We start from the raw sequence: 25,072 nt of genomic DNA, 5'->3' as shown, positions 1-25,072 counted from the left end.
CCGCGTAGCGGTGCCAGATCGGCGGGCGTCTCTGGCACCGCTACGCGGCGCAGGGCCGTTTTGGGCCGGGTGTTCTACAAACCTTCAGCCGCGACGCGGCTACCCCGCAACTTGGGTCGGCTAGTGCGAGAAGCAGCTGCCATAACGGCGCCCCGCGCATCCGAAGCCTGAGCTGCTCGGCCAGGCGGTGCGGCAGCAGGCCCCGAAGCGCCGCCCGTAACGCCCAAAGCAGCGGAATTAGCTAGTGGATGGACCTTCGGGAGCCCCAGACGGAGCTTCGGTTGCCCCAGACGGAGCTTCGGGAACTACAGATGGTGCTTCGGAAGGTGCAGACACGGCTTTGGGAGGTGCAGACAGAGCTTCGGATGCTACAGACGCGGCTTCGGGAGGTGCAGATGCGGTTTTGGTCGGGGATGAGAGCGTCTCAGGGCCTGGGTGCCGGCTGGGGCGGTGGCTTTTCCAGGACTCGCGCACGACCCGTCTGGTAGTATTCCTCGCGGTCAATGCGGCGTGTCTCGGAGATTGGGCATCAGCACCCCGAGACACACCCTGAGAAAGCCAGGCGCGTAAGTCCTGGTTTTATATCTTCGGGGCCTAGTAAGAATCAGTAAAACCGGCCGTGCGCGGCGCCGTCTGCACGACAAATCTCTTTTGTAATGGCCAAGAAAACCGCCCCTGCGTCGCAGCTGGTCCACATCCAGTCGCCGGGTACCGATAATACGCCGCTTTCCAAGGCGCAGAAAGAGTTCAACCGCCTCACCAAGCGCATTGCCAAGCTGGAGCAGGAAGTGGTAGCCTTCCGCGAAGCCGCCACCCGCCTGCGGCAGCGTGTGCAGACCGAGTACCGCCCCCTCCAGGCCCGGCACAACGACCAACGAGCGGCCTTCGTGCGCCTGCTCGACCAGGCTTTCGATACCCGAAAACTCACCAAAACGGAGCGCGGCAAAATCGTGGACCTGATTCTGAACGTGTGCTACGACCTGATCGAACGCGGCTACGACGACCTGAAGCCCATCTTCGAGAAGCACGATGCCCAGAGCTTCGACGAGGTCGATGCCGAGTTGGATGCCCAGGCCGCCGAAATGATGAAACAGATGTTCAGCCAGCGGTTCGGCATCACCTTCGACCCGGCGGTGGACGTGAGCACCCCGGAGAAGTTCGAAAACTACGTGGCCCAGCAGATGGCCGTGCAGCAGGCTACCGCCGCCGAGCAGGCGCAGCAGCAAGCCGAACGCCGCGCCCAGCGCCCCAAAACGGCCAAGCAGCAGGCCGCCGAAGCCAAAAAGCAGGCCGAGGAAAAGAACATCACCAAAGCCGTGCGGACGCTCTACATGGACCTGGTTAAAGTGCTGCACCCCGACCGGGAGCCCGACGAAGCCGAGAAGGCCCGCAAAACCTCCCTGCTGCAACGAGTCACGCTGGCCTACGAAGACAACGAGCTGCTGACCCTGCTGCGCTTGCAGCTGGAGCTGCAACGCATCGACCAGACCCACCTCGAAAACCTGGCGGAAGACCAGCTGCGCTACTACAACAAGCTGCTGCGCGAGCAGGCACGCGAGCTGGACGACGCGCTGTACGAGGAGCAGATGGACCTGGCCGACTTCAGCGGGCAGTCCTACTACGGCCTGCCCACCGCCGCCACCCTGGACTACGACTACAAGCGGCAAAAAGCCCAGCTGGAAGCTAAAATCAAGCAGCTGGCCGCCGACGTGCAGGCGTATGAGCAAGACCCGGCCGCGCTCAAAGCCTTTTTGAAGGCCTACAGGATTCCGAAGCCCGGCCAGGGGCCGATTGTTATTCACCTATAGAGACGCCCGGTATCGTGGCTTGGTCTGGCCCACTGGCCGCCAGGTTCTCCGTGGGCCATTGCGCGAACTACCGGCTCTTGTGCTGCCTTGGCGGCGGGCCAAGCAGCTCGTAAGCCCCCAAAGCCGTAAGGAGCGGCTGCGGCGGCGAGGCACAGGAGTTGGCTGAAACGGACTTACTCCGCTAGCGTAGCGGGTGCGGTGGGCTGCCGAAGGAAAGTAGGCCGGAGGCGAGGTTGGGAATAAACATTCCGCGCCGTTTTGCGTGTTAGTTGCTGGCGGCTGGCGGTGATAAACCCGTGCCGGTTGCGTTTATTTGCTTCTTTCCCGCTTTGGGGGTTGCCTATGCTGGCCCGTCCATCTGCTTTACATGACCAATAAAGAAATCAAAGCCCTTATCTCCCTGCTCGACGATCCAGAAGTCGCGCCGCAGATTCAGGACCGGATACAGAACCTGGGCGAGAGTATCATTCCGTTTCTGGAAGAGTCGTGGGAAGAAACCCTGGACCCGCAGCAGCAGCAGCGGCTCGAAGACCTGATTCACCACTTGCAGTTCGAGGGCTTGCAGCAGCGCCTGCGCGTATGGCGCGAATCGGGCGGGGAAAACCTGCTCGAAGGCATGTGGCTGCTCAATTCCTACCAATATCCCGATGCCGATTTGCAGAGTCTGAACCGCGCCATCGAGCAGTTGCGATTTGAAGTATGGACTCTGCTGCGGCCCGAAATGCTGCCCACCGAGCAGGTGCAAGTGCTGAACCACGTGCTGTTTCGGGTGCACAAATTCGCCGCCAACACGCAGAACTTCCACTCGCCGGCCAACTCCATGCTGCACCGTGTGCTGGAAACCCGGCGCGGCAACCCGCTTACGCTGTGCGTAATCTACCTGCTGGTGGCGCAGCGCCTCAGGCTGCCGGTGTTCGGCGTGAACCTGCCCAACCTGTTCGTGCTGACTTACCGCCCGGAAACGCCGCAACTTGACGCCTTCTACATCAACTGCTACAACCGCGGCCTCATCCTGACCCGCACCGATATAGAGCATTACATCGTGCAGCTCAACCTCACCTCCAACGACATCTTCTACGAGCCCTGCACCCACCTCGACATCGTGCGCCGGGCGCTGCGCAACCTGCAACTCAGCTTCGAGAAGCTCCAGGAACCCGCCAAAGCCGCCGAAGTAGCCCAGCTCCTCGGCATCCTCACCAACGAAGAAAGCTCCACCACCGATAATCCGGAAGAGGAAGAATAGACGCAATACCCCGCTGTCATTGCGAGCAGCGCGAAGCAATCCTTCCTCTCAAAGCGCGAAACTTCCTGAAACGATAAGCCCTTGACGTCTGTGCTGGCGTCAAGGGCTTGTCTGCTTATGAAGCTGGTCTCACAAGGAGGAAGGATTGCTTCGTCGTGCCTCCTCGCAATGACAGCAGGATTATCTAATTCCGCTTGATGAGGCAGCCGGCGCCGCGCTTATCGGGTACGCCGGCGGGGCGGCCGGCGAGTAAATTATCTAGGGCTTGTTGCACGTAGCGCTCCTTCACGTCGCCTTCTACCAGCGGGTTATCGTCGATGGCGCCTTTATAGCGGACCGCGAAACCATCGCCGGCGGGCTGGAGCAGCACCACTTCGGGCGTTTTGGTGGCGCCGAGCAGGCCGCTCACTTTCTGGCCTTCATCAGTGAGCAAAGGCAAGTCGGCGGTGGCCTTGATTTTGAGCTTGTCGGCTTCGCTTAAGTCGGCGCTGGCTTCCAGGTTGATGGGCGCGTTGATGAACAGAAACTGCACGCCGCGGCCGCCATACTGCGAATTGAGCGCGGCTAGCCGGTTTTGATAGAGCTTGGAGTATGCGCAGCTCGGATTCAGAAAAACTACCACTACGGCTTTGCTGCTGGCGTAGCTTTTCAGAGCCACGTCGGCGTTAGCGTTATTTTTCAAGCTGAAGTCGCTCACGGTGCGGCCACCCTGGGCGCGGGCTACTCCCACGGCCGCTACGGTGAAGAGTAGGGCAGCAGCAGCGATAATAGAAAGGCGACGAATGGACATGGAAGTTGAATGATTGAATGAATGGGTAAATGGCTAAATCAAGAGGCATCGTTGAACGGGCAGCCATTCAATCATTCAGCCATTCAGCCATTTCACTAATGGCGTAAGTTAGCACGTAATCGGGAGCTGGGCGCTGGTACTGAATCTGGTGTTGGCTGCGAGAGTTTTCGACGAGCAGGTGTCCCGTCAACACACCTGCCTCTCGCAGCCCAAACGGATCGAGCAAAATTTGCTCCTTGAACACCAGGCCCCGGCGGCTATGCAGCTTATAGAGTGTTTCTTTGGCACTCCAGTACACGCTGTGTTTGGCTGTGTCGTCCCCGGCGTCAGCGCGCTCGGCTTCCGATAGAAACCGCGGCGCCAACTTTTGCGCTTTGGCTCGTACCAGTTCAATATCTATGCCAACGACGGCGCCGCGTGCTACCACCGCCGCCACCCATTCGCCGGAATGGGACAGAGACACGCCCAAACCCGGTATTTCCGCGAAGAACGGCCGGCCGTTAGCATTGTTGCAGAGCGTGGCGGGCATATCGGTGAGCTCCCGTAGCAGGCAATGAGCCAGCGCGCGGCCCGTCAGCCATTGCCGGGCGCGGGTTTCGTCGCGGCCCGCTGGAAAGTGGGCAGTGTAGTGCAATAAATTAGGCAGCAGCGGCCACAGCGCCTCAATCGGTTCCGTAAGCTGCCACAGCCCGAGCAGTGCCTGGCTGGAGATAGGGGAGATGGAATGCAGCGGCAAAATGGAAAACGGTAAGTGAGTAAGTAGGCAAAGATACGGGGGTACAAGACCCGCCTGTCATTGCGAGGAGGCACGACGACGCAATCCTTCCTCTCAGAGAGCCAAGTTTCCTACACAGACAAGCCCTCAACATCCACGGCGGAGTTGAGGGCTTGTTGCTTCAAGTACGGTTCGCGCTATGAGAGGAAGGATTGCTTCGCTTTGCTCGCAATGACACACCGTGCGCCGCGCGAAGCCAGCAGGCGCTACCTTCGCGGCATGCCTTTTCTTTATCGTCCGCAGGTTCAGAAGCTCGCGGCTCTCACGGGCCACCGCGACTGTGTGTACGCGCTGGCTGGTACGGCCGGCGCTGATACGTTCTACTCAGCTGGCGCTGATGGACTCGTGGCGGCCTGGAGTGCGGAGGAGCCCGAAAAAGACGGCGAGCTGATAGCCAAGGTGGAAAACTCGGTGTACGCGCTGCTGCACTTGCCCGTGCGCAACCTGCTGGTTATTGGGCATAATTTCCAGGGGGTGCAGGCTATTGATCTGACCGAGAAAAAACTGGCTTTTGCCACAGCCCTGCCGCCCACTGCCATTTTCGATATCATCCACTCCGAAGCCCGGCAGCGAGTATACGTGGCGTTGGGCGATGGTACGCTGGCCGTGCTGCGGACAACTGATTTCAAGGTGGAAACCCTGCTGAGACTGTCCGACAAAAGCCTGCGCTGCCTGGCGCTGCACCAGGAGCGTGGTGAGCTAGCCGTGGGCGGCTCCGATTGGCAGTTGCGCGTACTGGACGCCGATTCTTTGGCTGTCAAGCACGAGTGGGAAGGTGCCACTAACTCGATATTTACAGCGGCTTACTCGCCCGATGGAAGCTACCTGCTCACGGCGGGCCGCGATGCGCACTTGCGCCTCTGGGACGTAGCGACCGGCTATGCTGAGCAACATAACATCGTGGCGCACCTTTTTGCTATAAACCACGTGGCTTTTAGCCCCGACGGGGCGCTGCTGGCCACGTGCAGCATGGATAAGAGCATCAAGCTCTGGGACGCCGAAACGCTGCAATTGCTGCGGGTAGTAGACAAGGCGCGGCACGCGGGCCACGGCACTTCCGTCAACAAGTTGTTTTGGCCGGGAAGGCAGAATAGGCTAGTTTCGTGTAGCGACGACCGTAGTTTGGCCGTTTGGCAGCTTAGTATTGAGTAGTTGGTAGTGAGTAGTAAGAGGAACAGCGCAGGAAATGCTTTGCCGCCGCTGCTTTCTCTACGTCCTCTTGAGCGGCTATACCCACTACTAAACACTCACTTCCCTCTACTACAGAATGAAAATTACCGCCCTCGATATCCGCCAAAAGACCTTTGAAAAAGCCTTTCGGGGGCTCGACAAAGACGAAGTGCAGGCGTTTCTGCTCACTCTCTCCCAGCAGTGGGAACGAATGGGCGACGAAAACCGCGAGTTGCGCGTCAAGCTCGAACACGCCACGCAGGACGTGAGCAAGATGCGCGAGGTGGAAACCAGCCTCTACCGCACCCTCAAAACCGCCGAAGACACCAGCAACAGCATCACGGAGCAGGCCCAGCGCGACGCTGAACTCCGTATCCGCGAAGCCCAGCTCAAAGTAGAGCAGCTTCTTGCTGATGCCCGCCAAAAAGCCCGTTCCGTAGTGGAGGAAGCGTATCAGCAGGCCGAGAAAACGGTTGCCGAGATGCAGAAGGAGGTGAATGGCCTCGGCCAGGAGTGCCAGCGCCTCGAAGCCCAGCTCGATAGCCTCGTGCGCGACCTGCACAATCTGGCTTCCGACGCGCTCGACAAGGTGGAAAAAGCCAAAGCCCGGCCCAAAGCCAGCACGGCCGCCATCCTTTCCCGCGCCGCTAGCGTAAAGGTGAATCGTCCCGATCATTCACCCGAAGCCAGCACCTCTATGTTTATTACCTCCTCATCTACTTCATCGGTAGCGGCAGTGGCCGGTGCATCGGCTGCTTCGTTTGGCGGCTCGGCCCCAGTGGCACCCGAAACCCGGCCCGCCGCGCCTCAGCCCGCCGTCCTCCAGCCCGGCAGCTATAACCCCAAGCCCGGTCAGCAACCCGACCCCGGCGCCCCCGCCCAGACTCCCGGCCCCGACATTCAGCCCAACCCATCTCCCGACGAAAACCCCGGCCGCGTTGATCCTTCGCGCATCTACCAGCCGGAGCCGGCTCGCGTGCCCGATCCTACCGGACCCACCATTGAGCCCACCGCGCCCGACATTCAGCCCTTCGGCCCCGGCCAGCCCGAGATTACGCAGCCCGAGCCGGCCCGCCACCCGGGTATGGCCGCCGCGTCGTCGGAGAAGTCGTTCTTTGACGAAATCTGAACCGCGGATTCGAGCGGATTTTTCGGATTCCACGGATTTTGTGGCCGATATACGAAGCCTGCCTTTTGGCGGGCTTCGTTTTTTTGTAGCGCTGAGTTGATGCTTCTTTGTTGTGCCTAAGCTGTTCGGGATACGCTGGTCAATGTAAATTTCCAGGCAAAGCTTTTTTGCCAGTACATCAGTTAATCAACCCAACAACGAATCAGCACATTAGCACATCACCTCATCAGCACATCAACATCATGGGCCAGATTGCACTGGAAGGAATGGAGTTTTTCGCGTTTCACGGCTATTATGACGAGGAGCAGAAGATAGGGAACAAGTATGGCGTGGACCTGTATTTGGAAACCGACCTGCACGCGGCTGGGGCTTCGGATAAGTTGCAGCAGACCGTGAACTACGAGGTGCTGTACCGGGTGGTAGCGGAGGAAATGCTGGCTCCCGCGCGCCTTTTAGAGCATTTGGCTCACCGCGTAATTGACCGGGTGTATTCCCGGTTTCCGTTTGTGGCTGCCGTGAAGGTGAGCGTGTACAAATTCAATCCGCCGCTAGGTGGTATTTGCCACACCGCAAAGGTGACTTTGGAGGAGAAGCGTTGACGCCTTCGGGTGGCTCAGCATGACGGTACGGATGTGCGGGCGATTTTCTAGGTGGCTTCTCTTGCCCGAAAACCTTGCTTGGAAGCTTCCAGGCAAGGTTTCTTGCTTTCAGCGGCGAGTTGACTTTGCGGTTGGTAAAAAAATTTATGGGAGCTTGTAACGAACGGGCCGTGTGCTGGTACTCCTGCCATCACCACTCTACAACCGCCTTGTGTATTGTCAACTTCAACTCAGCCTTTGGTGGAAGCCTCAATCAGCGACGAAGCCCTGATGGCCCGCGTGCGGGCCGACGACCTGGACCAGCTGACGCTGCTGTTTGAACGGTACCAGGCGGCGCTGTTCGGCTTTCTGTGTCGTCTCAATGGGGGCGACCGGGAGGTAGGGCAGGATCTGACTCAGAACGTATTTTACCGCGTGCTGAAGTACCGCGCCAGCTACCAGCCGGGGCAGCCGTTTCGGGCCTGGATTTACCAACTGGCCCGAAACGTGCACGCCGACCACTGGCAGCAGCAACGGCCCACCGACGACGTGGAGAAAATGGAACGCACCTCGGCGCACGGCCGGGCAGCGCAGGCCCAGCTCGCCACCGACGACCGAAACCAGGCGCTGCAAGAGGCCTTGGCGCTGCTGCCCGCCGCTCAGCGCGAAATCCTGGTGCTGCACCGCTTCCAGGGCTTCGATTACGCCGAGATAGGCGAAATGCTCGGGTGCTCAGAAGGAGCCGCCCGCGTGAAAGCCCACCGGGCATTGGAGGCCCTGCGCCGTATTTACCTTAGTTAAACTGCTTGCCGCTGAGGCACCTCAAGCGAAGCCATGAACTCAACTTCTCCCGATCTGCTCAGTCCTGCATGTGCCGCTATCCGGCCGCTCCTGCCCGACTACGCCGACCATGCACTATCAGCCACCGAAATGGCCCAGGTAGCTGCCCACTTGCCCACTTGCCCGGCCTGCCAAGCCGAGCTAGCACAACTGAATATCCTGTTCAGCGACCTAGACGCTCTACCATCGCTGCCCCCACCACTGGTGTTGCGTGAAAACTTTATGGCGTTGCTGGAGCAGGAAAAAGCTGCTCTAGCCGCTGCTAAGGCCGAAGCCCCACCCTTAACTATTGCCGTTTCCTCACCACAAATAATAGCGCCAGAGAAAGAGACCGGGCGCGTGGTGTCGATGTGGGGCGCAAGCTCGGGGGCATGGCTGCGCATAGCCGCTAGTGTTGCTTTGCTGGTGCTAGGAGTAGCGTTGGGCCTCACGGTCCGGTTTGGGCAGCGGCCCGATGTGGCAGCCACTCCCCCCAAGCCCGCGTCGTTGTCGGTGCAGCTGGCGGCGGCGGTGCGGGAGCCGGCCACGGCTACTGAACGGTTGCAGCTCGTGAATGAAGCCCCTACCCGCGTGGAACCCGGCAACCCCGCCGTACAGGCGCTCATTCACACCCTCGACACCGACCCCAACCCCAACGTGCGCCTTGCGGCCTGCAAAGCCCTTTACCGCCTCCGCGCCGACCCACGCGTAGGTCCCGCGCTGGTGGACGCCCTGCCGCTGCAAACCGATCCGAACGTGCAAATCACCCTGATTGAGCTGCTCGTGACCTTGCGCGAAGCCCGCGCCGTGCCCCATCTCCAACAGCTGTCCCAGCAGCCCGATGTTCTGCCGGCTGTGCGCCAGCAAGCGGAAAGCGGCGTTGGCCTGCTGATTTAAGCAAGGCACGGCCCACACCTAATCTGCTTCACTTTTTCAACCCACCGTACGGCATTCACTTAGTTGGTAGCCCGACAGCTTAGTACGGCACTGGCCGCGCTGTGCACTCGGCTGCGCCAAACGCTACCACGTGAAATCCTTGTCTTGCCTTGACATTCAGCTTGATACCATGAAAAAATTTAAAACCCTCGCCCTGCTCGCCTTACTGACTGGCAGTCCGGCGTTACTTCGAGCCCAGGAGTACAAAGCCAAGTTTTCGAATAAGCAAGACCGTAAAGTTGTGCTGGAAATGCAGGCCAGCGACGTGACGGTGGAAGGCTACGACGGCGACGAAGTGGTGATTCGCGGTAACGGGTTCGAGGAGCCGCCCAAGCGGGCCGAAGGTCTGCGCCCGGTCTACAACACCGCCGAAGACAACACCCGCATGGGCCTGGCCGTGACCAGCGCCGCCGGCAACACGGTACGCATCGTGAAGGCTTCGCGTAAATCGGCCACTTACACCATTCAGGTGCCGCGCCGGGCCGATGTGGTTTTCACGCAAACCAACTGGAACGGTGGCGAACTGGAGATGCGCGACTTGGCGGGTAGGATAGAGGCCACGCTGAAAGCAGGCGATTTGCGAGCCACAAACATTGCTGGCCCAGTGGTAGCCAACTCCGTGAGCGGCGACATTACGGTGCGCTTCAGCGCGGTGCCTGCCACTCCCAGCGCCCTCTCTTCGGTGAGTGGAGACGTGGATGTGAGCATGCCTGCCCCCGCCAAAGCCACGTTGGACATGCGCACCATTTCGGGTGAAATCTACACCGACTTCGAACTGGCGCTGGGCAAAGGTGCCGATGGCCTGCACCACGTGGGCGGCCAGACAGTAGATGGCCGCGTGAACGGCGGCGGGACCAATATATCGCTCAAATCGGTGAGCGGCGACATTTTCCTTCGCAAAGCCAAGTAGCCGCTCTTTCTCATGTTTCCCCAACCATTGTCCTCCTCAGTTATGATACGGTTTGGATTTCTTTTGCTGCTCGGCGCATTGCTGAGTGGCGGGCGGCCCGCAGCGGCCCAGCGCATCATCGACCAGAATGCTCCCCTCAAGGCCGGGCAGCGGGTGTTGCTCAACCTCAAGCACGCCAATACCATTCGCGTCCGGGCAGCTAGCGGCTCCGAACTGAAGGTGCACGCCAGCGTGAACATCAACCAAAACCGCCTCAACGACGCGCTAACCCTGCGCATGGACCGCGGCACCAGCGAAATAGCCGTGGTGTCGGAGCTGGATATGAAGATGCTGGAGCGTGCTCAGCCCGGCGACTGCCCGCCCGACGGGAGCGGCTCCTACTACGGCAGCAATTGGGGCGGCAAAAACAGCGGCCAGCGCGTGTGCGTGAGCATCGACTACGAAGTGAGCCTGCCGGCTGGCACGGAGCTACAGGTGAAAACCATCAGCGGCAACATTGACATCGACGGTCTGACGGGGCCTATTGATGCCAAGTCGATCAGCGGGTTTGTGGATATAAGCTGGCCCGCAACTCAAGGAGCCGTCCTGGCGATGAAAACCATTACGGGCGAAGTCTATACCGACCAGGATGTGGCCTTCATCAACCGCAAGGAGAATCCGATAGTCGGCTACGAACTGAAGGGCACGCTCCGGGGTAGCGGGCCATCCTTGCAACTGGAATCGATTAGTGGCGACGTGTTCTTCCGCAAGCGCAAATAGCCGCCAAGCATCGCTGAAACCCATTTCCTTGTCATCCTTAGCCTTAGCCTTCACGATGAAAACTTTTCTGACTACCGCCTTTTGCGCTCTCACGGCCCTGGCTGCCACGGCACAGTCGGGCACCGGGCCGGAATTCAAAAGCACCTGCGACAATGAGTGGCAGGGCAACCGCAAGCAGTATTGCGAAACCCGCGACCTGACGATGCCCGCGCCCGCGTCTGGCCAGGCGCTAACCGTGAACGGGGGCAAGAACGGCGGTATCACGGTGCGCAGCTGGTCCGGCACCGATGTGCGCGTACGGGCCCGGGTACAGATCTGGGGCGGCAGCACCGATAAGCTGCAAGAGCAGGCCAAAACCATTAAAATCAACACCGCCAACAACACGCTCAAAGCCGAATCCAGCGCCGGTGAAGAGTGGTCGGTGAGCTACGAAGTGTTGGTACCGCAGAAGACGGCCTTGGCCCTCACCACCCACAACGGCGGCATTCACATCGAAAACGTGCAGTCGACGATGGAGTTTGAGGCTCAGAACGGTGGTATTTCCTTGAAGGGCGTTGGCGGTGACGTCCGCGGTAAAACCCAGAACGGGGGCGTGAATGTGGCTCTAACCGGAACGGAGTGGGAAGGCAAAGGTCTGGACGTGAAGACAACCAACGGCGGTATCACGTGGCGCATTCCCGAAACCTATTCGGCCCAGCTCACCACCCGCACCGTGCACGGCAACGTGAGCACCGACTTCCCAATGACGGTGCAAGGCCGCATTGGGCGGGAACTCAATATTAAGCTCGGCAAAGGTGGTGCTCCAGTATCCGTGGTGACAACCAACGGCGGCGTAACCGTGAGGCGGGCGGAGAAATAAACGCGAGTTTGGGAAGGCAACTTCAACAACTTCTCCGGCCCACAAGGCCGGCATGGGCAGACGGCCGGCGAATACTGGAAGACGGGCTTTACAAGCACAAGCCCAAACAGCTGCCTACTCCAGCAAAGGCTTGTGAGCCAGTGGTAGCGGCCCTATTTTGAGATTGTGAAAGGCGTTTTGATTAGACACACGAAAAATTTCGTAGATTAAACTTGCTTCTACGACATGCTTCGTATATGTTTGACCTACGAATTAGTTCGTAGAATGTCTAAAAGCCTTTTCCCATGAGTCAGAAACCCATTCCCAAGCCCACCGAATCGGAGCTGGAGATTTTGCAGGTGCTGTGGCAGCACGGCCCCAACACCGTCCGGTTCGTGAACGACCAGCTGAGCCAGAAGCGCGAAGTCGGCTACACCACCACGCTCAAAATCCTGCAACTCATGCTCGACAAGGGCTTGGTGCTGCGCGAGGACGACAGCAAAACGCACGTCTACCGCGCCGCCGTGCGCGAAGGAGAAACCCAGGGCCTGTTGCTCGACCGTTTCGTGGAATCCGCTTTTGGGGGCTCGGCCATGAAGCTCGTGATGCAGGCCCTTGGCAACCGGCATACGTCGGCGGAGGAGCTAGCCCAGATTCGGAGCTTGCTCGATGACATGGAAAATCAGCAGAACGACAACCCGCAACCAAGCAAGCAATGAACTGGCTCGAACAACTATTGCCTCCGGCGCTGGTGCGCGCCCTGGGCTGGACGCTCGTTCACTCACTTTGGCAAGGAGCCGTAGTAGCGCTGGCCCTAGCCGGATTGCTGCTGCTGTTGCGCCGCCATCAGGCCACGGTGCGCTACAATGTGTCGGCGGTGGCGCTGGTGGTACTGCTTGGATTGGCTGCCGTGACGTTCGTGCGTCATTATTACGCGGCCCGAGTGGCGGAAATCAACGCTACCACTCTCGTGGTAAACACTGATTCGGCGCCAAGCTCGGCCGGGCCTCTTGCCGTAGCCTCCGCAGCCTCCGTTGCCTCTCCAGCCAGTTCCATGCAAGCCTGGATAACGTATTTCGACCAAAACCTGCCCGTGTTGGTGGCGGCTTGGCTGCTCGGCCTGCTGGCCATGACGCTCCGCCTGCTTGGTGGCCTGGCCTACGTGCAGCGCCTGCGCCACTACCGCGTGCAGCCCTTGGAAGAAGAGTGGCAGCAGCGGCTGGCGGCACTGGCCACCCGCGCGGGTTTGCAACGGCCGGTGGCGTTGCTGGAATCGGCGCTGGTGCGGGTGCCGGTGGTGGTGGGCCACCTGCGTCCTATGATTCTGCTACCGCTGGGAACCGTGGCGGGCCTGAACTACGGCCACCTGGAAGCCATTCTGGCGCACGAGCTGGCCCACGTAGCCCGGCGCGACTATCTGCTGAATCTGTTGCAGTCCGCAGCCGAAACGGTGTTCTTCTACCATCCGGCCGTGTGGTTCATCTCGGCCTGCCTGCGCACGGAGCGCGAAAATTGCTGCGACGATGCTGCTACGGCGCTAGTGGGCGGCAACCCGCTGACATTGGCCCGCGCCCTGGCTGCTTTGGCCGAACAGAGTTTGGCACCGCAAGCCGCACCGCGTTTGGCGATGTCGGCGGTGGGACCCGATGGCTCGCTGCTAGGCCGCATCCGGCGGCTGGTACAAGGACGCGACACGCCCACATTCTCGGAAGGCTTTATGGCGGCTTGCGTGGTGCTGGGGGGCTTGATACTGCTTAGCACCGCCGTGGCCCTCGCCGACCCGCAGCCTGCTTCGGACAAAAGTGGCCTGACCGGCTCCTTGCACCGCCTGCCCTTCCTGACCGCCGAGGATGATACCACCCGCAAAGCCACGGAAACGGCACCGGCCACAACCCTGATGCCCAAAGCGCCGGCCGTAGTAGAAGCAACAGAGCCAGCTGTAACAAAAGCCGCGGAAGCAGCAACGATTGTTACTGCTGATGACGATAAAAAAGCCAAAAACAAGCGCAGCCGCACCAAGCAGGTGGTAGTGGTGAACGAGGACGAGCCGCGCCGAGGCCGCCGTGGCGGGCCGGGCACGGTTGTCATCGAGAAGGATAAGAAAGGCCGCCTGACGGAGCTGTACGTGAACGGGCAGCGGGTAGACGCCGCCACTGCCGACGTTAAGAAGAAAGGAAAGAAGGCCGATAGCCAGACCCAAGTGATTCGCATAGGCCCCGGTGATGCCCAGGCTTTCCATTTCGACAACGACTTCGCCCGCAGTTTCCGCTTTGAAACTATGCCCGGCATGTCGCGGGCTGAGCAGGAGCGTATGCGCCGCGAAGTGCGTGAGCAGGTACAAGAGGCTCGCCGCCAAGCGTACGGTGGCAAAAACGGCCGCAGCTACTCTTTCAATTTTCATAATGATGGTGGCGGGAGCGAGTTTTATGACGACGACCTCACGCGCGACGCCCTCACACAGGCCGAGCGTGGCCTGCGTGAAGCCGAACGCAACGCCAAAACGGACGAGGAGCGGGGGCGAATCCGGGAAAAGCGGGAGCGGTTGGCTGAGCGCCGCCATGAGCTGGAAGATGAAGATGCCGAGGAAGCCCGCCACGAAGCCGAAGAGGCGCGCCAGGAAGCCATGCACGAGGCAGAAGATGCCATGCGGGACGAAGAAGATGCCCAGCGCGATGCCGAAGAAGCGCGTCGTGATGCCGAGGAGGCCCACCGCGACGCGGCCGTTGCCCGGCGCGATGCTGACGAAAGCCGCCTGATTAAGGAAGCTGTAGTGAGTGAGCTGCTGCGCGACAAATTGATTGAAGACCGTGGCAATTTCAGCTTTACGCTTCGGCGCAGCGGGTTCACGGTGAACGGCAAAAAGCAGCCGGACGCCATGCTCAACAAATACCTTAAGCTGTATGAGCAGCGCAGCGGCAAGAAGATGAGCGACACTGGCGGCTTCAGCATCAGTGAGAATACCACTGGCTCCAACATGTACGTGGATGACATGCCCCGCCCACCTCGGCCGCCGCGCGCCCCACGGGCACCACTAGCGCCCCGGGCGCCGCGTGCCCCCCACGCTCCAGGGGCTCCATACATTTCGGTTACGCCTCCAATTCCACCTATGCCGCCCACGCCGCCCACACCACCGCGCATCAACACCGACCGTATCCGGGAAGAGCTGCGCAAGGATGGGCTAATAGGAAAGGACGACAAAAGCTTTCAGTTTCAGCTCAACAGCAGCGGCCTGCGCGTGAATGGCCAGCACCAGTCGGCGGAACTGGCCGAGAAATACCGGAAGCTGTACAGTGGCTCCGGCAACTCGAAAGGCGGCAAGTCTACTACAGCCGTCGACATTTCAGTGAGTGAGTAAAAAGCCCAATGCCTGCCGGCCGCCGCTGCAACGGCGGCCGGTTTTTTCTCCAGGAGAATAATTCTGCCAATTCCCAAATTATTAGGATTACTGCTTGACTAAAAATGTAGCCAATGATACGTTCTGTCACTCTTTTGGCCTCTCATAGAATACTGGATGCTTCTTCCTTTGCTGATATGACTGTTTCCAACTGTATTACCCATTACTTCCTGCCTTCGAGAATGAGAGCTATACTCTTACTACTCTTTTGCCTCTTCGGTGCTAGGGTCATGGCCAACAGGTTCAAGCCAAAGCTTCGTATGGAGCTAATGAGCAAGCTGGAAAGTATTTGTCTGTTAATGGCATTAGCCTTTACTACGAAGTATATGGCACGGGAAAACCCCTGCTTCTATTGCATGGCAATGGCGGTTCTATCCGTGCTCAAACTTCGCGCATCAATTATTTCCGGAATAAGTATCAAGTTATTGTCGTGGATAGCAGAGGCCACGGTAAATCCAAAGATAATACGTCGGTGCTGACGTATGATCTGATGGCTAACGATATTGTCAAATTACTGGATCATCTTCGGATTGATTCATGCTATGTTTGGGGGCAGAGTGATGGAGGAATACTTGGTTTGCTCCTCGCCAAAAACTACCCTCAGAAAGTAAAGCGTTTAGCGGTATTCGGGGCTAATCTACAACCAGACTCCAGCGCCATAGAGCCTGAAATCGTGGCCTTGATTCAAGACACAGCCCGTTTGGCAGCCAAGCAAAAAACCAAACAGCTTTACACGTTGATGGCCACTCAACCCCATATTCAGTTGTCAGCCTTAAGTACCATTCGGATTCCTGTGCTAGTTATGTCAGGTGACCGGGACGCTATTCGCCTGCAACATTCACTTCAGATGTTCTCGCATTTGCCCAATGCTAACCTCTTCATTATGCCTGGCGCTAGCCATTTTGGGTCTTATGAAAAGCCTGCCTTATTTTTAAATGTGTTGTCTGATTTCTTCGAGAAGCCATTCAATAAGCTTTCGACTGTTGAAATAATGGGGGCCGCACGAAAGCCAACAAAGAGTAGTCTTAGCCACTAGGAAGCTGTAAACGCACATCCTTGATGCTTCTGTGTGGAGAGGTATACTAACCAGCAATGAATAACCGCCGCTGCAACTGCGGCCGGTTTTTTTCTGCCCAACAAATAGGTAGCCCGAGCAACGGTTGCCCGGCCGCGCACATCTATGGCCGCAGTTGCTGGTTGCTGCCCCGGCCGACTGCCTGCACGGGTATATCACGGCCTTCTCTTTGGCTGCCGGGCTTTCCCTCGTCTTTTTCGCTCTTGCCACACATTTCCTCCCGCCGTTTTTTCGTGATGCGCGCCCACCTGTCCTTGTTTTTTCTATTGGGCTGCTGGCTACTGGGCGGCAATGCTTCCGCGCAGCAGCCGGCTCCAGCGGCGGCCACTGCCACCACGGCGGCTACCACGCTGGCGCCCAAAAAGCAGCTGCAAGCCCTGCGCATCACAGAAGGCATCAAGCTCGATGGCGTGCTGGATGAGGCGATGTGGCAGCAGGCCCCCATTGCCACCAACTTCATCCAGAACCGCCCCAATCCCGGCCCGCCCGAGAAGCACCCCACCGAAGTGCGCATTCTCTACGACGATGCCAACCTCTACATCGGGGCTGTGATGCACGATATCAGCCCCGATTCCATCATGCGGGAGCTGACGCCGCGGGACCAGTTCGGCAACACCGATTTTATCGGCATCTTCCTCGATACGTACCAGGACAAACTCAACGGCTACGGCTTCTTCGTGACGACGGGCGGCGTGCAGATGGATTGCCGCTACTCGCCGGCTGGCGGCGAAGATTTCAATTGGAACGCCGTGTGGGACTCGCGCACTTCCATCCAGGGCAACGATTGGGTGGCTGAAATGCGAATTCCGTACTCGGCCATTCGCTTCAGCAACAAGCCGGAGCAACAGTGGGGCCTCAATTTCATGCGGCAGCGTAAGCGCGAAAACCAGGCGTTTTTCTGGAACGAGGTGAAGCCAGCCATCGACGGTTTTGTGAATCAGTGGGGCGCCTTAGAGGGCGTGCGCGACGTGAAACCGCCCGTGCGCCTGTCGCTGACGCCCTACATTTCGGGCTACGTGAACCACAACCCGCTCAATGACGAAGGCACGCGCCGCACCACTACGAGCTTCAACGGCGGGGCCGACCTGAAGTGGGGAATCAACGAAAGCTTCACGCTCGATGCCACGCTCGTGCCCGACTTCGGGCAGGTGCAAAGCGATAATCAGGTGCTCAACCTCTCGCCTTTCGAGGTGCAGTTCAACGAAAACCGGCAGTTCTTCACCGAAGGCACCGAGCTATTCAACAAAGGCGACTTATTCTACTCGCGCCGCGTGGGGGCCACGCCCATCGGCTTCTACGACGTGGAAGACACCGACAGCACCAAAGTGGTGCGCAACCCCTCCGAAACGCGCCTGCTCAATGCCACCAAAGTCTCGGGCCGCACCAGCAAAGGCTTAGGCGTGGGTTTGTTCAATGCCCTGAGCAACGACGTGTACGCCACCGTGCGCAACACCGAAACGGGGCAGGAGCGCGAGGTCCTCACGCAGCCGTTCAGCAACTACAGCATTGCCGTACTCGACCAAAGCCTGAAAAACAACTCCTACGTCTCGCTCATCAACACCAACGTGACGCGCGCCGGCCGCACCTACGACGCCAACGTGACGGGCGGCTTGTTTCGCTTCGCCACCAAAAGCAACACCTACGCCATAGATGGCCGCTTGGTGTACTCGCGCCGCCGGGGCACTGAGTTTGGGTCCGATGAGCAGGTCAGCGACCAGGACGGCTACAAGTACCGCGTAGGTTTCGGGAAGATCAGCGGCGCCTTCACCTGGGGCTTCAACCAAGGCATCGAGTCCGATAAATACAACCCCAACGACCTGGGCATCTTGTTCGGCAACAACAACATCACGCAGAACGTGTACGCCAATTTCAACAAGTACAAGCCGTTCTGGAAGGTCAATAACCTCTACACCTGGGCCGAAATCAACCATTCGCTGCTCTACCGGCCCACGCGCTACCAGGACGTCAGCTTCGCGGCCGGCGGCAACACCACCTTCACGAAGACCTTCATTACCACCGGTTTCAACCTCAACCTCGACCCGGCCAAAAACGACTTCTACGAGCCGCGGGTGTCGCCGCTGGGCGAGTATTACGTGCGGGTGCCGGGCAGCTTCAATTTTGGCGGCTTTCTTTCCACCGACTACCGCAAAAAGCTGGCTTTCGACGTGAACGGCGGCGTGCGGACCTACGCCAAGGACGAGCGGTTGCCGCGTCCGCGCCGGGCGGGCTACGGCCTGTCGTTGTCGCCGCGCTACCGCGTCAACAACAAGCTTAACTTCCGCTACAGCCTCGATTGGGAGTTCAAGCGCAACCAGATCGGCTACGTCAACAGTGGCCTGGACGAGGAAGAAGAGCTAGACGTGCCGCTCATCAACGAGCTCGGCGACGACGTGCTGCTGGGCCGCCGCCGAGTCGTGACGGTGTCGAGCGTGGTTTCGGCGGCGTACACGTTCAACAACCGCATGTCCCTGACGGTGCGCACGCGTCATTACACCAGCAACGTGCGCTACCAGGAGTTTATCCGGCTGCGGCCCGGCGGCGCGGAAGAGCTAGTAGACTACCGCCGCAACCGCGACAACACCTACAATGCCTTCAACGTGGACGCCGTGTACGCCTGGTGGTTCGCGCCCGGCTCGCAGATAAGCATCGTTTGGAAAAACGCGGGCACCAACTTCCTGGAAGCCAACGAAGCCACGCCGCTCTACTTCAACAACCTGAACAACACCATCAACACCCCGCACAATAACTCGGTGTCGGTGAAAATCCTCTATTACCTCGACTACCTCGCCCTGCGCCCCAAGCGGGTGTAGCGGTGGCCCCTCCGCCCCGTAGCGGCCCGGCCGCTGCCGGCCGCTACCCCCAATAAGTCGTTCGGAGCGAATAAAAGGTCGCTCCGAACGACTTTTTACTCGCTCCGAGGGTGTAATAAGTCGCTCCGAGCGAGTAAAAGGTCGTTCCGAGGGTGTAAAAACTCGCTCGGAGCGACTTTCTGCTTGTTTCAAGGTGGTATAAACTCGCTCCGAACGACTTACTGCTCGCTCCGAGCGACATAACAAAGAGTAGCCCCGGCGGGGCGGTATATCGGTAGTAATACCGCTATGTATTTGAATTGCCAGCCCCGGCGGGGCGACACTTGAGGCTGGTTGTGTCGCCCCGATGGGGCTTGAAAACTGCTATAACGTGGTGAGGCTACCGATATGCCGCCCCGCTGGGGCTACGCCATACGCCCCAGCATGGGGTTATCAGCTTCCGAAAGACTGAGTAAGTTGTCTGGCGGCACGAGCTGGGGGCGTTGAGTCGTTGGCAGGAAAGACGCGGCCCGAAACAGCTTCCTGTGCTACAGCCCCAGCAGCTCTTCCGCCGCGCCGAAGGCCGACTTACGGCCTTCTGTCACTTGCTGTTGGATGCTGCTTAGCCGCTGGGCCACTTCCGGGCGGGCGTAGAAACGAGCTTCCAGGGCTTCGCGGATGGTTTCGTGCAGCCAATGCAGGTGCTGCTCCTGGCGGCGGCGCTGGAAATAGCCACTCTCCTGCGTTTGCTGCACATATTGCTGCACCACGTCCCAGACCGGCGCAATACCTGCGCCCGTCAGCGCTGAGCTAGTCGTGACGATGGGGCTCCAGCCGCTGGGAGCCAGCGGAAACAGGTGCAGGGCGTTTTGGTACTCCACGCGGGCACGGCGGGCGGCTTGCTCGTTGCCGGCGTCGGCTTTGGTGATGGTCACGGCGTCGGCCATTTCCATGATGCCTTTCTTGATGCCTTGCAGCTCGTCGCCAGCGCCGGCCAGCATCAGCAGCAGGAAAAAGTCGACCATGCCGTGCACGGCGGTTTCGCTCTGGCCCACGCCCACCGTTTCCACGAAAATAACGTCGTGCCCGGCCGCTTCGCAGAGCACCATGGCCTCCCGCGTGCTGCGCGTGACGCCGCCCAGGCTGCGTCCGGCCGGCGAAGGCCGAATGTAGGCAGCCGGATGCGCGGCCAGCAGGTTCATGCGGGTTTTGTCGCCGAGGATGCTGCCGCCGCTGCGTTGTGAGCTAGGATCGACGGCCAGCACGGCCAGCCGGTGCCCTTTTTCCCGGACCAGATGCAGGCCTAGGGCTTCGATGAAGGTGCTTTTGCCCACACCCGGCACCCCCGTGATACCCACCCGCACCGAGCGGCCGGCGTGGGGCAGCACCACGTCGAGCACCTGCTGAGCCAGCTCCTGGTCGGAGGGCAGCGTGCTTTCGACGAGCGTGATGGCGCGGCTGAGCAGCACCCGGTTGCCACTGAGGATGCCGTCGGCGTATTCGGAAACGGAGAAGCGCTTGGCCAAAGGAAAAATGTAGCGTAAGCTTTAGCTTGCACCGCCGCCCGCTGGCATGAGGCCTAGTGGGTCTCGGCGGCTGAGGGCGCAAGCTAAAGGTTAGGCTACATTTTTCGTCATGAAACTCTCCCAACATTTACTGGTTGCGCTGCTTACGCTGGCGGCCACGGTGCCGCTCCGCGCCCAAAACGAGCTAAGCAACTTCACGGCCACGGGTCGCGGGGGCGTCAGCACCACCTTCGTCACCGACTATCAATCTATCGGTATCAACCCGGCCAACCTGGGCCGGGCCGGTGGCGCAAAAGTGGCTTTCACGGTGCTGGAAGCCGGATTGGGCGCCAGCTCGCAGTCGCTGACGCGGCAGCAGCTGCGCAAGTTCATCTACGACACCAACGAAAAGCTCACGCCCGCCGATAAGCTTAATCTGGCCAAAGCCTTTACCTCTGACAACGCTGCCAACTTCAACGGCGACGTTACCACGCTGGCGGTGGCCGTGCAGCTGCCCGTTATCGGAGGTATCGCCATTAGCAACCGGCTGCGCGCTTCCGGGCACGTGGGCCTCAATAAAAATGCCGCTGAACTTATCTTTCTAGGCAAGGACGCGCCAATTTATGCCAACACCAGCGCCACCAATATTCCGCTGGTGTCGGAGGCGCTGGACGGCACCGAAATGCAGTTTTCTGCTCTCAACGAGTACAACATTGCCTGGGGCCGCCGCCTCGTCGACCTGCCGCTATTCCGGTTGTCGGGCGGGGTGGGCTACCGTTACATCCAGGGCATTGGCATTCTGGACGTGCGCGTAAAACCCGGTGACTTACGGGCCTACAGTTCCCTTTCGCCCGTTTTCGAAGTCGACTACGGCAACCTCACCACCAACCCGAGCTTCAACTTCAAAACGCGCACCAACGGCTTGCAACCCGTGGGCAAAGGCAGCGGCTTCGACTTAGGCGTGGCGGCGGAAGTGGGCAAGGCATTGCGCCTAGGCGTAGCCGTCACCGACATTGGCAATCTGACTTGGGAAGGCAACCTGCTCACAGCCAACGACCAAAAATTGAAGAGACTCAACTCAGCTGGCATCGGGAGCTACAACTTCATCAAGGAAGCCGCCGAAATCTTCGCCTCCGGCACCGACAGCCTGTTTCAGTACCAGACGGGGCAGGAGCGCAAGGCCAACCTGCCCACTAAACTCCGCGCCGGGGTCGGTTTCCGCATCAGCGAATTTTTTGAAACCGGCCTCGACGTAACGCTGCCTCTCAACGAAGTGGCTGGCAACCTCACCTCACCTTTCATTGGCGTCGGCGTCGATTACAAACCCATCAGCTGGCTGCGACTGAGTAGCGGCGTTACGGGCGGCGCGGGCTATGGCGTGAGCTTGCCGCTGGGCTTCACGCTGGCTACTTCCGTCTACGAAGCCGGCATCAGCACCCGCGACGTGATAGGTTTGCTGACGTCAGAAAATCCCTATATCTCCGTTGCTAGCGGGTTTTTGCGGTTCAAGTTCGGCAAGGTGCAGTAAGCGGCTAGCTGTCATTGCGAGGAGGCCCGAGTGTCATTGCGAGCGGAGCGAAGCAATCCTTCCTCTCAAAGATTCACCTTTTCTATACAGACAAGCCCTTGGCGCCAGCGCGGATGTCAAGGGCTTGGTGCTTCAGTAGGCTTCGCGCACAGAGAGGAAGGATTGCTTCGCGCTGCTCGCAATGACAACAGGGCTTTGCCTATAGGGTCGCTCTGCGCTCTGCGCCCGGAGAGGAAGGATTGCTTCGCGCTGCTCGCAATGACAGCAGGCATTGCGCCAGGATGAGGTTACTTGCCGGGCTCGGTGATGAAGTTGGGGAGGCCTAGTTTGCCGCGCCGGCCACCTAGCTTCAGGCCGTCGTCGATGTATTTGGCGGCGGTACCTTCGCCGTTGGGGTTTTCAATGACGCCCAGGAAAGGATTATCCTCGCGGGCCACGTAAATTTTGCCGTCGGGGGCGCGCTGGAGCTGGCCTACCTTGCGGTTCGCCGATTTGCCGACAACGGTTACCTGGCTGGTCTTCAGATCGAACTGGAATATCTGGGCCTGGCCGCCGCCTTCGCCGTTGCTGGAGCCGTAGAGCTTGCTGCCGTCGGGTGAAAACTCGATACCGTACGCTTCAGGATAAGGCGAGAATACCTTGGGATTCTTCACTAAGCCAGTGCTACGGTCGAAGGCGAACACCTCGTAGCGGTTAGCCTCGCGCCATACAGCCACGGCTATTTTGCGGCCGTCGGGCGAAAATTTCATGGCGCCGATGGCGTTACGGCCGGGGCCAGAGTGCATGCCGCCCACGTTGCTCAGAATTGGCTTGCCCTGCACCCCGTCGGCCGTGACGAGGTAACTCACGAAGGCGTTGGAGTTCCAGCGGTGCGCCACTACCCACACGTCGCGGCCGTTTTGATGGCGCACCGCGCTCAGCTTTTCCGCCACCGGCGAAATCAGCAGGATGTTGGCCCGCGGCACGTCGCCGAGGCCATTGTCGCGCGTCATGTCCACTACGGAATAGCGCAGGCCTTCTTTGCCGCCTTGGGCACCCACCGTGAACACGTAGAACACGTTGCCGCTGCCGGGGTCAGGCACGATGAGGGCGCTTTGCGTGCTGGCGCTGGAGCCCGTGAGCTTACGGCCGTTGGGCATGATGGCATGCTGGCGGTTGAAAACGTTTTCGCCGTTGGTGTAGAATAGCAATTGGCCCTGCGCATTAGTGGCTACCGCCGAGCCCTCGTAGGTTGTCATCTTACCATTAAGTAGCGGCGTAGGTGCCCCGCCACCCGCCGGGAAGCTCAAGCCGGCTTGCTGGCCGAAATACCAAATGTCTTGTTCGCGTTGTGCCTGGGCCGCGCCCGAAACCAACAGGAGCAGGAAGAGAAGTCGTTTCATGGTGAAAAGTGTGGAGGCTGATGCATAACGCAATTTCGTGCCAGAGCAGTAAATAGCGAGACGTGAGATTTGAGAACTTAGATCTGCGAGGTGAGACAAGCGTAGGTTTTCAGAATGCACAAATAATAGCAGGTGCCCTTACTGTTGGACAATTGCTTAAATCCACGGCAGGGGCTGCGCACTGCTGTGCTGGAATCGCGCCGAAAGTAATTCTGGTGGGAGCTAGTACCTCACAAGATGGCAAACTCCCCGTTGAGCAGCGGCTGAATGAGGGGCGTAATGATGCGGTAGCTGGCGCCCCAGAGTTTGTAGCCGCCCGCAACGTGGTAAAACGGTACCCGGCGTGGGCCCGGCCAGCCCGGTAACTCCCAGTCTTCCTCGGTGTGCTGGGCGGGGTCGGCGAGGTGGCGCAGCGGAATTTCCAGCACTTCTTCAATCTCGCGTTGCTGCCACTGCCACACCTCCGGCCGCCGAATACGGCCCAGAAAGGGCGCAATCCGAAAGCCCGAAGGCACGACCACGCTCGGCAGCGCGGCTAGAATTTCTACGTTGGCGGCGGCTAGTCCCACTTCTTCCTCCGCCTCCCGTAGCGCCGTGGCGAGCAGCGAAGCATCTTCGGGCTCCTGTTTGCCGCCCGGAAACGCCAGCTGCCCGCCGTGAACACCGAAGCTGCTGCGGCGTACCATCACCACTTGCAGCTCGCCGGCCGCGTCGCGGAACACCGGCACCAATACCGCCGACTCGCGCAGATTTTTAGGAATGGGGAAATCGTCAAGAGAACCGGATACAGACATGGCGGCAAGGTAGGGCCACCGCGCGAAAATCGTAGCGCAAAACCGATTTTCGCGCTATTCTACGGCGTAGGCACCTTGGGTGTCTATCGTCATGCAGGGCAACTGGTGGTTGTCTTCGAAGTACTGATAGCCAGCCGCGAGACTCTGCCAGAAACTGACGTGTGGGCTGGTTTGGCGGCGGGACAGGTTTTCGGCAGTCATCTCAAAAGGGAAGATGTGCACCGGAATGCTGGTTTGGCCGGCGGCGCGGGCCTCCACGGCCAGCACGTACAGCTCCCGAATGCAGGCGTCGGTGATGGGCAGGCAACCGATAGTGACGTTGGAGCCGTGAATGAAAATGTCGCCGCCGGGGTCGGGGGCGGCGTGCTTACGGTCGGCGGCGTTGGGATAGTCGAGGCCCAGCGATAGGTGGAATTGGCTGTCGGGGTTGAAGCGGTTGATGGTGTAGAATCCTTCCGGTATCTGCCGGTCGCCGGAGCGGCGCTTGGGTCCTAGCGTGCCCGAGGTGCCCGCCAGCCAATAGGTGCGCAGCAGCACGAAGCGGCCCGCATGCTGCTCCCGGCCCCATACTTCCAGCCTTCGGCCTATTTTAAAAGCCCGCACAAACAGCTCCAATCGTTCGGCGCGGATACCATTCTTCGCCAGCAGAGTATGCAGACTGGTTTGGTGAATAGCATACGCCTCCCGCACCCTAGGAAAAAGCAATTGCTGCTGCCGAAATGCCGGATCTGGCGGTAGAACGGATGAGGCAGGGGCACAGAAAGTCAGCAGCAGGGCCGCGGCCAGTAGGGCAAGAAGACGCATGGAAGAAGGATGGGCCGGCGTGGTGTGAGCTGCCTTACTGCCCAGT

The 25,072-nt window shown here is 59.6% G+C and carries 21 protein-coding genes; 15 read left to right on the top strand and 6 right to left on the bottom strand.

The annotated features are described in order from the left end of the window. The first annotated feature begins 656 nt into the window (after positions 1 to 656). Positions 657 to 1,808, top strand: a complete 1,152-nt coding sequence (locus tag ACYSMN_RS24195; RefSeq protein WP_488926506.1) for a hypothetical protein — start codon at positions 657 to 659, stop codon at positions 1,806 to 1,808. 367 nt (positions 1,809 to 2,175) lie between these two features. Next, positions 2,176 to 3,051 (top strand): transglutaminase-like domain-containing protein, encoded by an 876-nt coding sequence (locus ACYSMN_RS24190; protein WP_488926505.1) that lies wholly within the window; start codon positions 2,176 to 2,178, stop codon positions 3,049 to 3,051. Between the two features lie 184 nt (positions 3,052 to 3,235). On the opposite strand, the gene ACYSMN_RS24185 is transcribed toward ACYSMN_RS24190, so the two are convergent. Beyond that, positions 3,236 to 3,841: a redoxin domain-containing protein gene (locus tag ACYSMN_RS24185; RefSeq protein ID WP_488926504.1), complete on the bottom strand. Its 606-nt coding sequence runs from the start codon at positions 3,839 to 3,841 to the stop codon at positions 3,236 to 3,238. Between the two features lie 67 nt (positions 3,842 to 3,908). After that, positions 3,909 to 4,577: a 4'-phosphopantetheinyl transferase superfamily protein gene (locus ACYSMN_RS24180; RefSeq protein ID WP_488926503.1), complete on the bottom strand. Its 669-nt coding sequence runs from the start codon at positions 4,575 to 4,577 to the stop codon at positions 3,909 to 3,911. Positions 4,578 to 4,835: 258 nt separating this feature from the next. Here ACYSMN_RS24180 and ACYSMN_RS24175 point away from each other — a divergent pair, with 258 nt between their 5' ends. The 12 genes from ACYSMN_RS24175 (at position 4,836) to ACYSMN_RS24120 (ending at position 19,034) form a co-directional block, all read left to right on the top strand. Then, positions 4,836 to 5,768 carry a WD40 repeat domain-containing protein gene (locus ACYSMN_RS24175; RefSeq protein ID WP_488926502.1) on the top strand — a complete coding sequence of 311 codons (933 nt, stop codon included), beginning with the start codon at positions 4,836 to 4,838 and terminating at the stop codon, positions 5,766 to 5,768. 115 nt (positions 5,769 to 5,883) lie between these two features. Continuing rightward, positions 5,884 to 6,915 (top strand): DivIVA domain-containing protein, encoded by a 1,032-nt coding sequence (locus ACYSMN_RS24170; RefSeq protein WP_488926501.1) that lies wholly within the window; start codon positions 5,884 to 5,886, stop codon positions 6,913 to 6,915. A 242-nt stretch (positions 6,916 to 7,157) separates the two neighbouring features. Further along, positions 7,158 to 7,514 (top strand): dihydroneopterin aldolase, encoded by a 357-nt coding sequence (gene folB, locus ACYSMN_RS24165; RefSeq protein WP_488926500.1) that lies wholly within the window; start codon positions 7,158 to 7,160, stop codon positions 7,512 to 7,514. A gap of 240 nt (positions 7,515 to 7,754) precedes the next feature. Continuing rightward, positions 7,755 to 8,294 (top strand): RNA polymerase sigma factor, encoded by a 540-nt coding sequence (locus ACYSMN_RS24160; RefSeq protein WP_488926499.1) that lies wholly within the window; start codon positions 7,755 to 7,757, stop codon positions 8,292 to 8,294. 33 nt (positions 8,295 to 8,327) lie between these two features. Further along, the gene (locus ACYSMN_RS24155; RefSeq protein WP_488926498.1) at positions 8,328 to 9,209 is read left to right on the top strand and encodes a HEAT repeat domain-containing protein; all 882 of its coding nucleotides are present in this window, start codon (positions 8,328 to 8,330) and stop codon (positions 9,207 to 9,209) included. Positions 9,210 to 9,378: 169 nt separating this feature from the next. Next, positions 9,379 to 10,158 (top strand): DUF4097 family beta strand repeat-containing protein, encoded by a 780-nt coding sequence (locus ACYSMN_RS24150; protein ID WP_488926497.1) that lies wholly within the window; start codon positions 9,379 to 9,381, stop codon positions 10,156 to 10,158. Positions 10,159 to 10,200: 42 nt separating this feature from the next. Further along, positions 10,201 to 10,917 carry a DUF4097 family beta strand repeat-containing protein gene (locus ACYSMN_RS24145; protein ID WP_488926496.1) on the top strand — a complete coding sequence of 239 codons (717 nt, stop codon included), beginning with the start codon at positions 10,201 to 10,203 and terminating at the stop codon, positions 10,915 to 10,917. Positions 10,918 to 10,972: 55 nt separating this feature from the next. Then, positions 10,973 to 11,776, top strand: coding sequence for a DUF4097 family beta strand repeat-containing protein (locus ACYSMN_RS24140; protein ID WP_488926495.1), 804 nt, complete (start codon positions 10,973 to 10,975; stop codon positions 11,774 to 11,776). Between the two features lie 284 nt (positions 11,777 to 12,060). Continuing rightward, positions 12,061 to 12,474 carry a BlaI/MecI/CopY family transcriptional regulator gene (locus ACYSMN_RS24135; RefSeq protein WP_488926494.1) on the top strand — a complete coding sequence of 138 codons (414 nt, stop codon included), beginning with the start codon at positions 12,061 to 12,063 and terminating at the stop codon, positions 12,472 to 12,474. Continuing rightward, the gene (locus tag ACYSMN_RS24130; protein WP_488926493.1) at positions 12,471 to 15,110 is read left to right on the top strand and encodes a M56 family metallopeptidase; all 2,640 of its coding nucleotides are present in this window, start codon (positions 12,471 to 12,473) and stop codon (positions 15,108 to 15,110) included. The genes ACYSMN_RS24135 and ACYSMN_RS24130 overlap by 4 nt, the downstream gene beginning before the upstream one ends. Before the next feature lie 328 nt (positions 15,111 to 15,438). Further along, on the top strand, positions 15,439 to 16,185 hold the full coding sequence (locus ACYSMN_RS24125; RefSeq protein ID WP_488926492.1) for an alpha/beta fold hydrolase: 747 nt from the start codon (positions 15,439 to 15,441) through the stop codon (positions 16,183 to 16,185). Positions 16,186 to 16,427: 242 nt separating this feature from the next. Beyond that, entirely contained in the window at positions 16,428 to 19,034 is a 2,607-nt protein-coding gene (locus ACYSMN_RS24120) for a DUF5916 domain-containing protein (RefSeq protein ID WP_488926491.1), read from the top strand. 527 nt (positions 19,035 to 19,561) lie between these two features. Here ACYSMN_RS24120 and meaB read toward each other — a convergent pair. Beyond that, entirely contained in the window at positions 19,562 to 20,539 is a 978-nt protein-coding gene (meaB, locus tag ACYSMN_RS24115; protein WP_488926490.1) for a methylmalonyl Co-A mutase-associated GTPase MeaB, read from the bottom strand. 109 nt (positions 20,540 to 20,648) lie between these two features. On the opposite strand from meaB, the gene ACYSMN_RS24110 reads away from it, so the two are divergent. After that, positions 20,649 to 22,046, top strand: a complete 1,398-nt coding sequence (locus tag ACYSMN_RS24110) for a DUF5723 family protein (RefSeq protein WP_488926489.1) — start codon at positions 20,649 to 20,651, stop codon at positions 22,044 to 22,046. A gap of 287 nt (positions 22,047 to 22,333) precedes the next feature. Here ACYSMN_RS24110 and ACYSMN_RS24105 read toward each other — a convergent pair whose 3' ends face one another. The 3 genes from ACYSMN_RS24105 to ACYSMN_RS24095 form a co-directional block, all read right to left on the bottom strand. After that, the gene (locus ACYSMN_RS24105; RefSeq protein ID WP_488926488.1) at positions 22,334 to 23,428 is read right to left on the bottom strand and encodes a TolB family protein; all 1,095 of its coding nucleotides are present in this window, start codon (positions 23,426 to 23,428) and stop codon (positions 22,334 to 22,336) included. A gap of 230 nt (positions 23,429 to 23,658) precedes the next feature. Beyond that, positions 23,659 to 24,222, bottom strand: a complete 564-nt coding sequence (locus ACYSMN_RS24100) for an NUDIX hydrolase (protein ID WP_488926487.1) — start codon at positions 24,220 to 24,222, stop codon at positions 23,659 to 23,661. Between the two features lie 54 nt (positions 24,223 to 24,276). Further along, positions 24,277 to 25,026, bottom strand: coding sequence for a L,D-transpeptidase family protein (locus ACYSMN_RS24095; protein WP_488926486.1), 750 nt, complete (start codon positions 25,024 to 25,026; stop codon positions 24,277 to 24,279). Positions 25,027 to 25,072 lie beyond the last annotated feature (46 nt).

Source organism: Hymenobacter sp. M1-2 (assembly GCF_057808495.1).
The sequence above is the reverse complement of the archived record's forward strand: the minus strand, read 5'-3'. Positions and strand labels throughout refer to the sequence as shown.

Bases quoted from the DNA above. Each gene is read 5' to 3' on its own strand.
- ACYSMN_RS24175 (WP_488926502.1), top strand. From the start codon at position 4,836: ATGCCTTTTCTTTATCGTCCGCAGGTTCAGAAGCTCGCGGCTCTCACG.
- ACYSMN_RS24100 (WP_488926487.1), bottom strand. From the start codon at position 24,222: ATGTCTGTATCCGGTTCTCTTGACGATTTCCCCATTCCTAAAAATCTG.
- ACYSMN_RS24105 (WP_488926488.1), bottom strand. From the start codon at position 23,428: ATGAAACGACTTCTCTTCCTGCTCCTGTTGGTTTCGGGCGCGGCCCAG.
- ACYSMN_RS24150 (WP_488926497.1), top strand. From the start codon at position 9,379: ATGAAAAAATTTAAAACCCTCGCCCTGCTCGCCTTACTGACTGGCAGT.
- ACYSMN_RS24145 (WP_488926496.1), top strand. From the start codon at position 10,201: ATGATACGGTTTGGATTTCTTTTGCTGCTCGGCGCATTGCTGAGTGGC.
- ACYSMN_RS24110 (WP_488926489.1), top strand. From the start codon at position 20,649: ATGAAACTCTCCCAACATTTACTGGTTGCGCTGCTTACGCTGGCGGCC.
- ACYSMN_RS24135 (WP_488926494.1), top strand. From the start codon at position 12,061: ATGAGTCAGAAACCCATTCCCAAGCCCACCGAATCGGAGCTGGAGATT.
- ACYSMN_RS24185 (WP_488926504.1), bottom strand. From the start codon at position 3,841: ATGTCCATTCGTCGCCTTTCTATTATCGCTGCTGCTGCCCTACTCTTC.
- ACYSMN_RS24170 (WP_488926501.1), top strand. From the start codon at position 5,884: ATGAAAATTACCGCCCTCGATATCCGCCAAAAGACCTTTGAAAAAGCC.
- ACYSMN_RS24155 (WP_488926498.1), top strand. From the start codon at position 8,328: ATGAACTCAACTTCTCCCGATCTGCTCAGTCCTGCATGTGCCGCTATC.
- folB (WP_488926500.1), top strand. From the start codon at position 7,158: ATGGGCCAGATTGCACTGGAAGGAATGGAGTTTTTCGCGTTTCACGGC.
- ACYSMN_RS24140 (WP_488926495.1), top strand. From the start codon at position 10,973: ATGAAAACTTTTCTGACTACCGCCTTTTGCGCTCTCACGGCCCTGGCT.
- ACYSMN_RS24190 (WP_488926505.1), top strand. From the start codon at position 2,176: ATGACCAATAAAGAAATCAAAGCCCTTATCTCCCTGCTCGACGATCCA.
- ACYSMN_RS24095 (WP_488926486.1), bottom strand. From the start codon at position 25,026: ATGCGTCTTCTTGCCCTACTGGCCGCGGCCCTGCTGCTGACTTTCTGT.
- ACYSMN_RS24195 (WP_488926506.1), top strand. From the start codon at position 657: ATGGCCAAGAAAACCGCCCCTGCGTCGCAGCTGGTCCACATCCAGTCG.
- ACYSMN_RS24130 (WP_488926493.1), top strand. From the start codon at position 12,471: ATGAACTGGCTCGAACAACTATTGCCTCCGGCGCTGGTGCGCGCCCTG.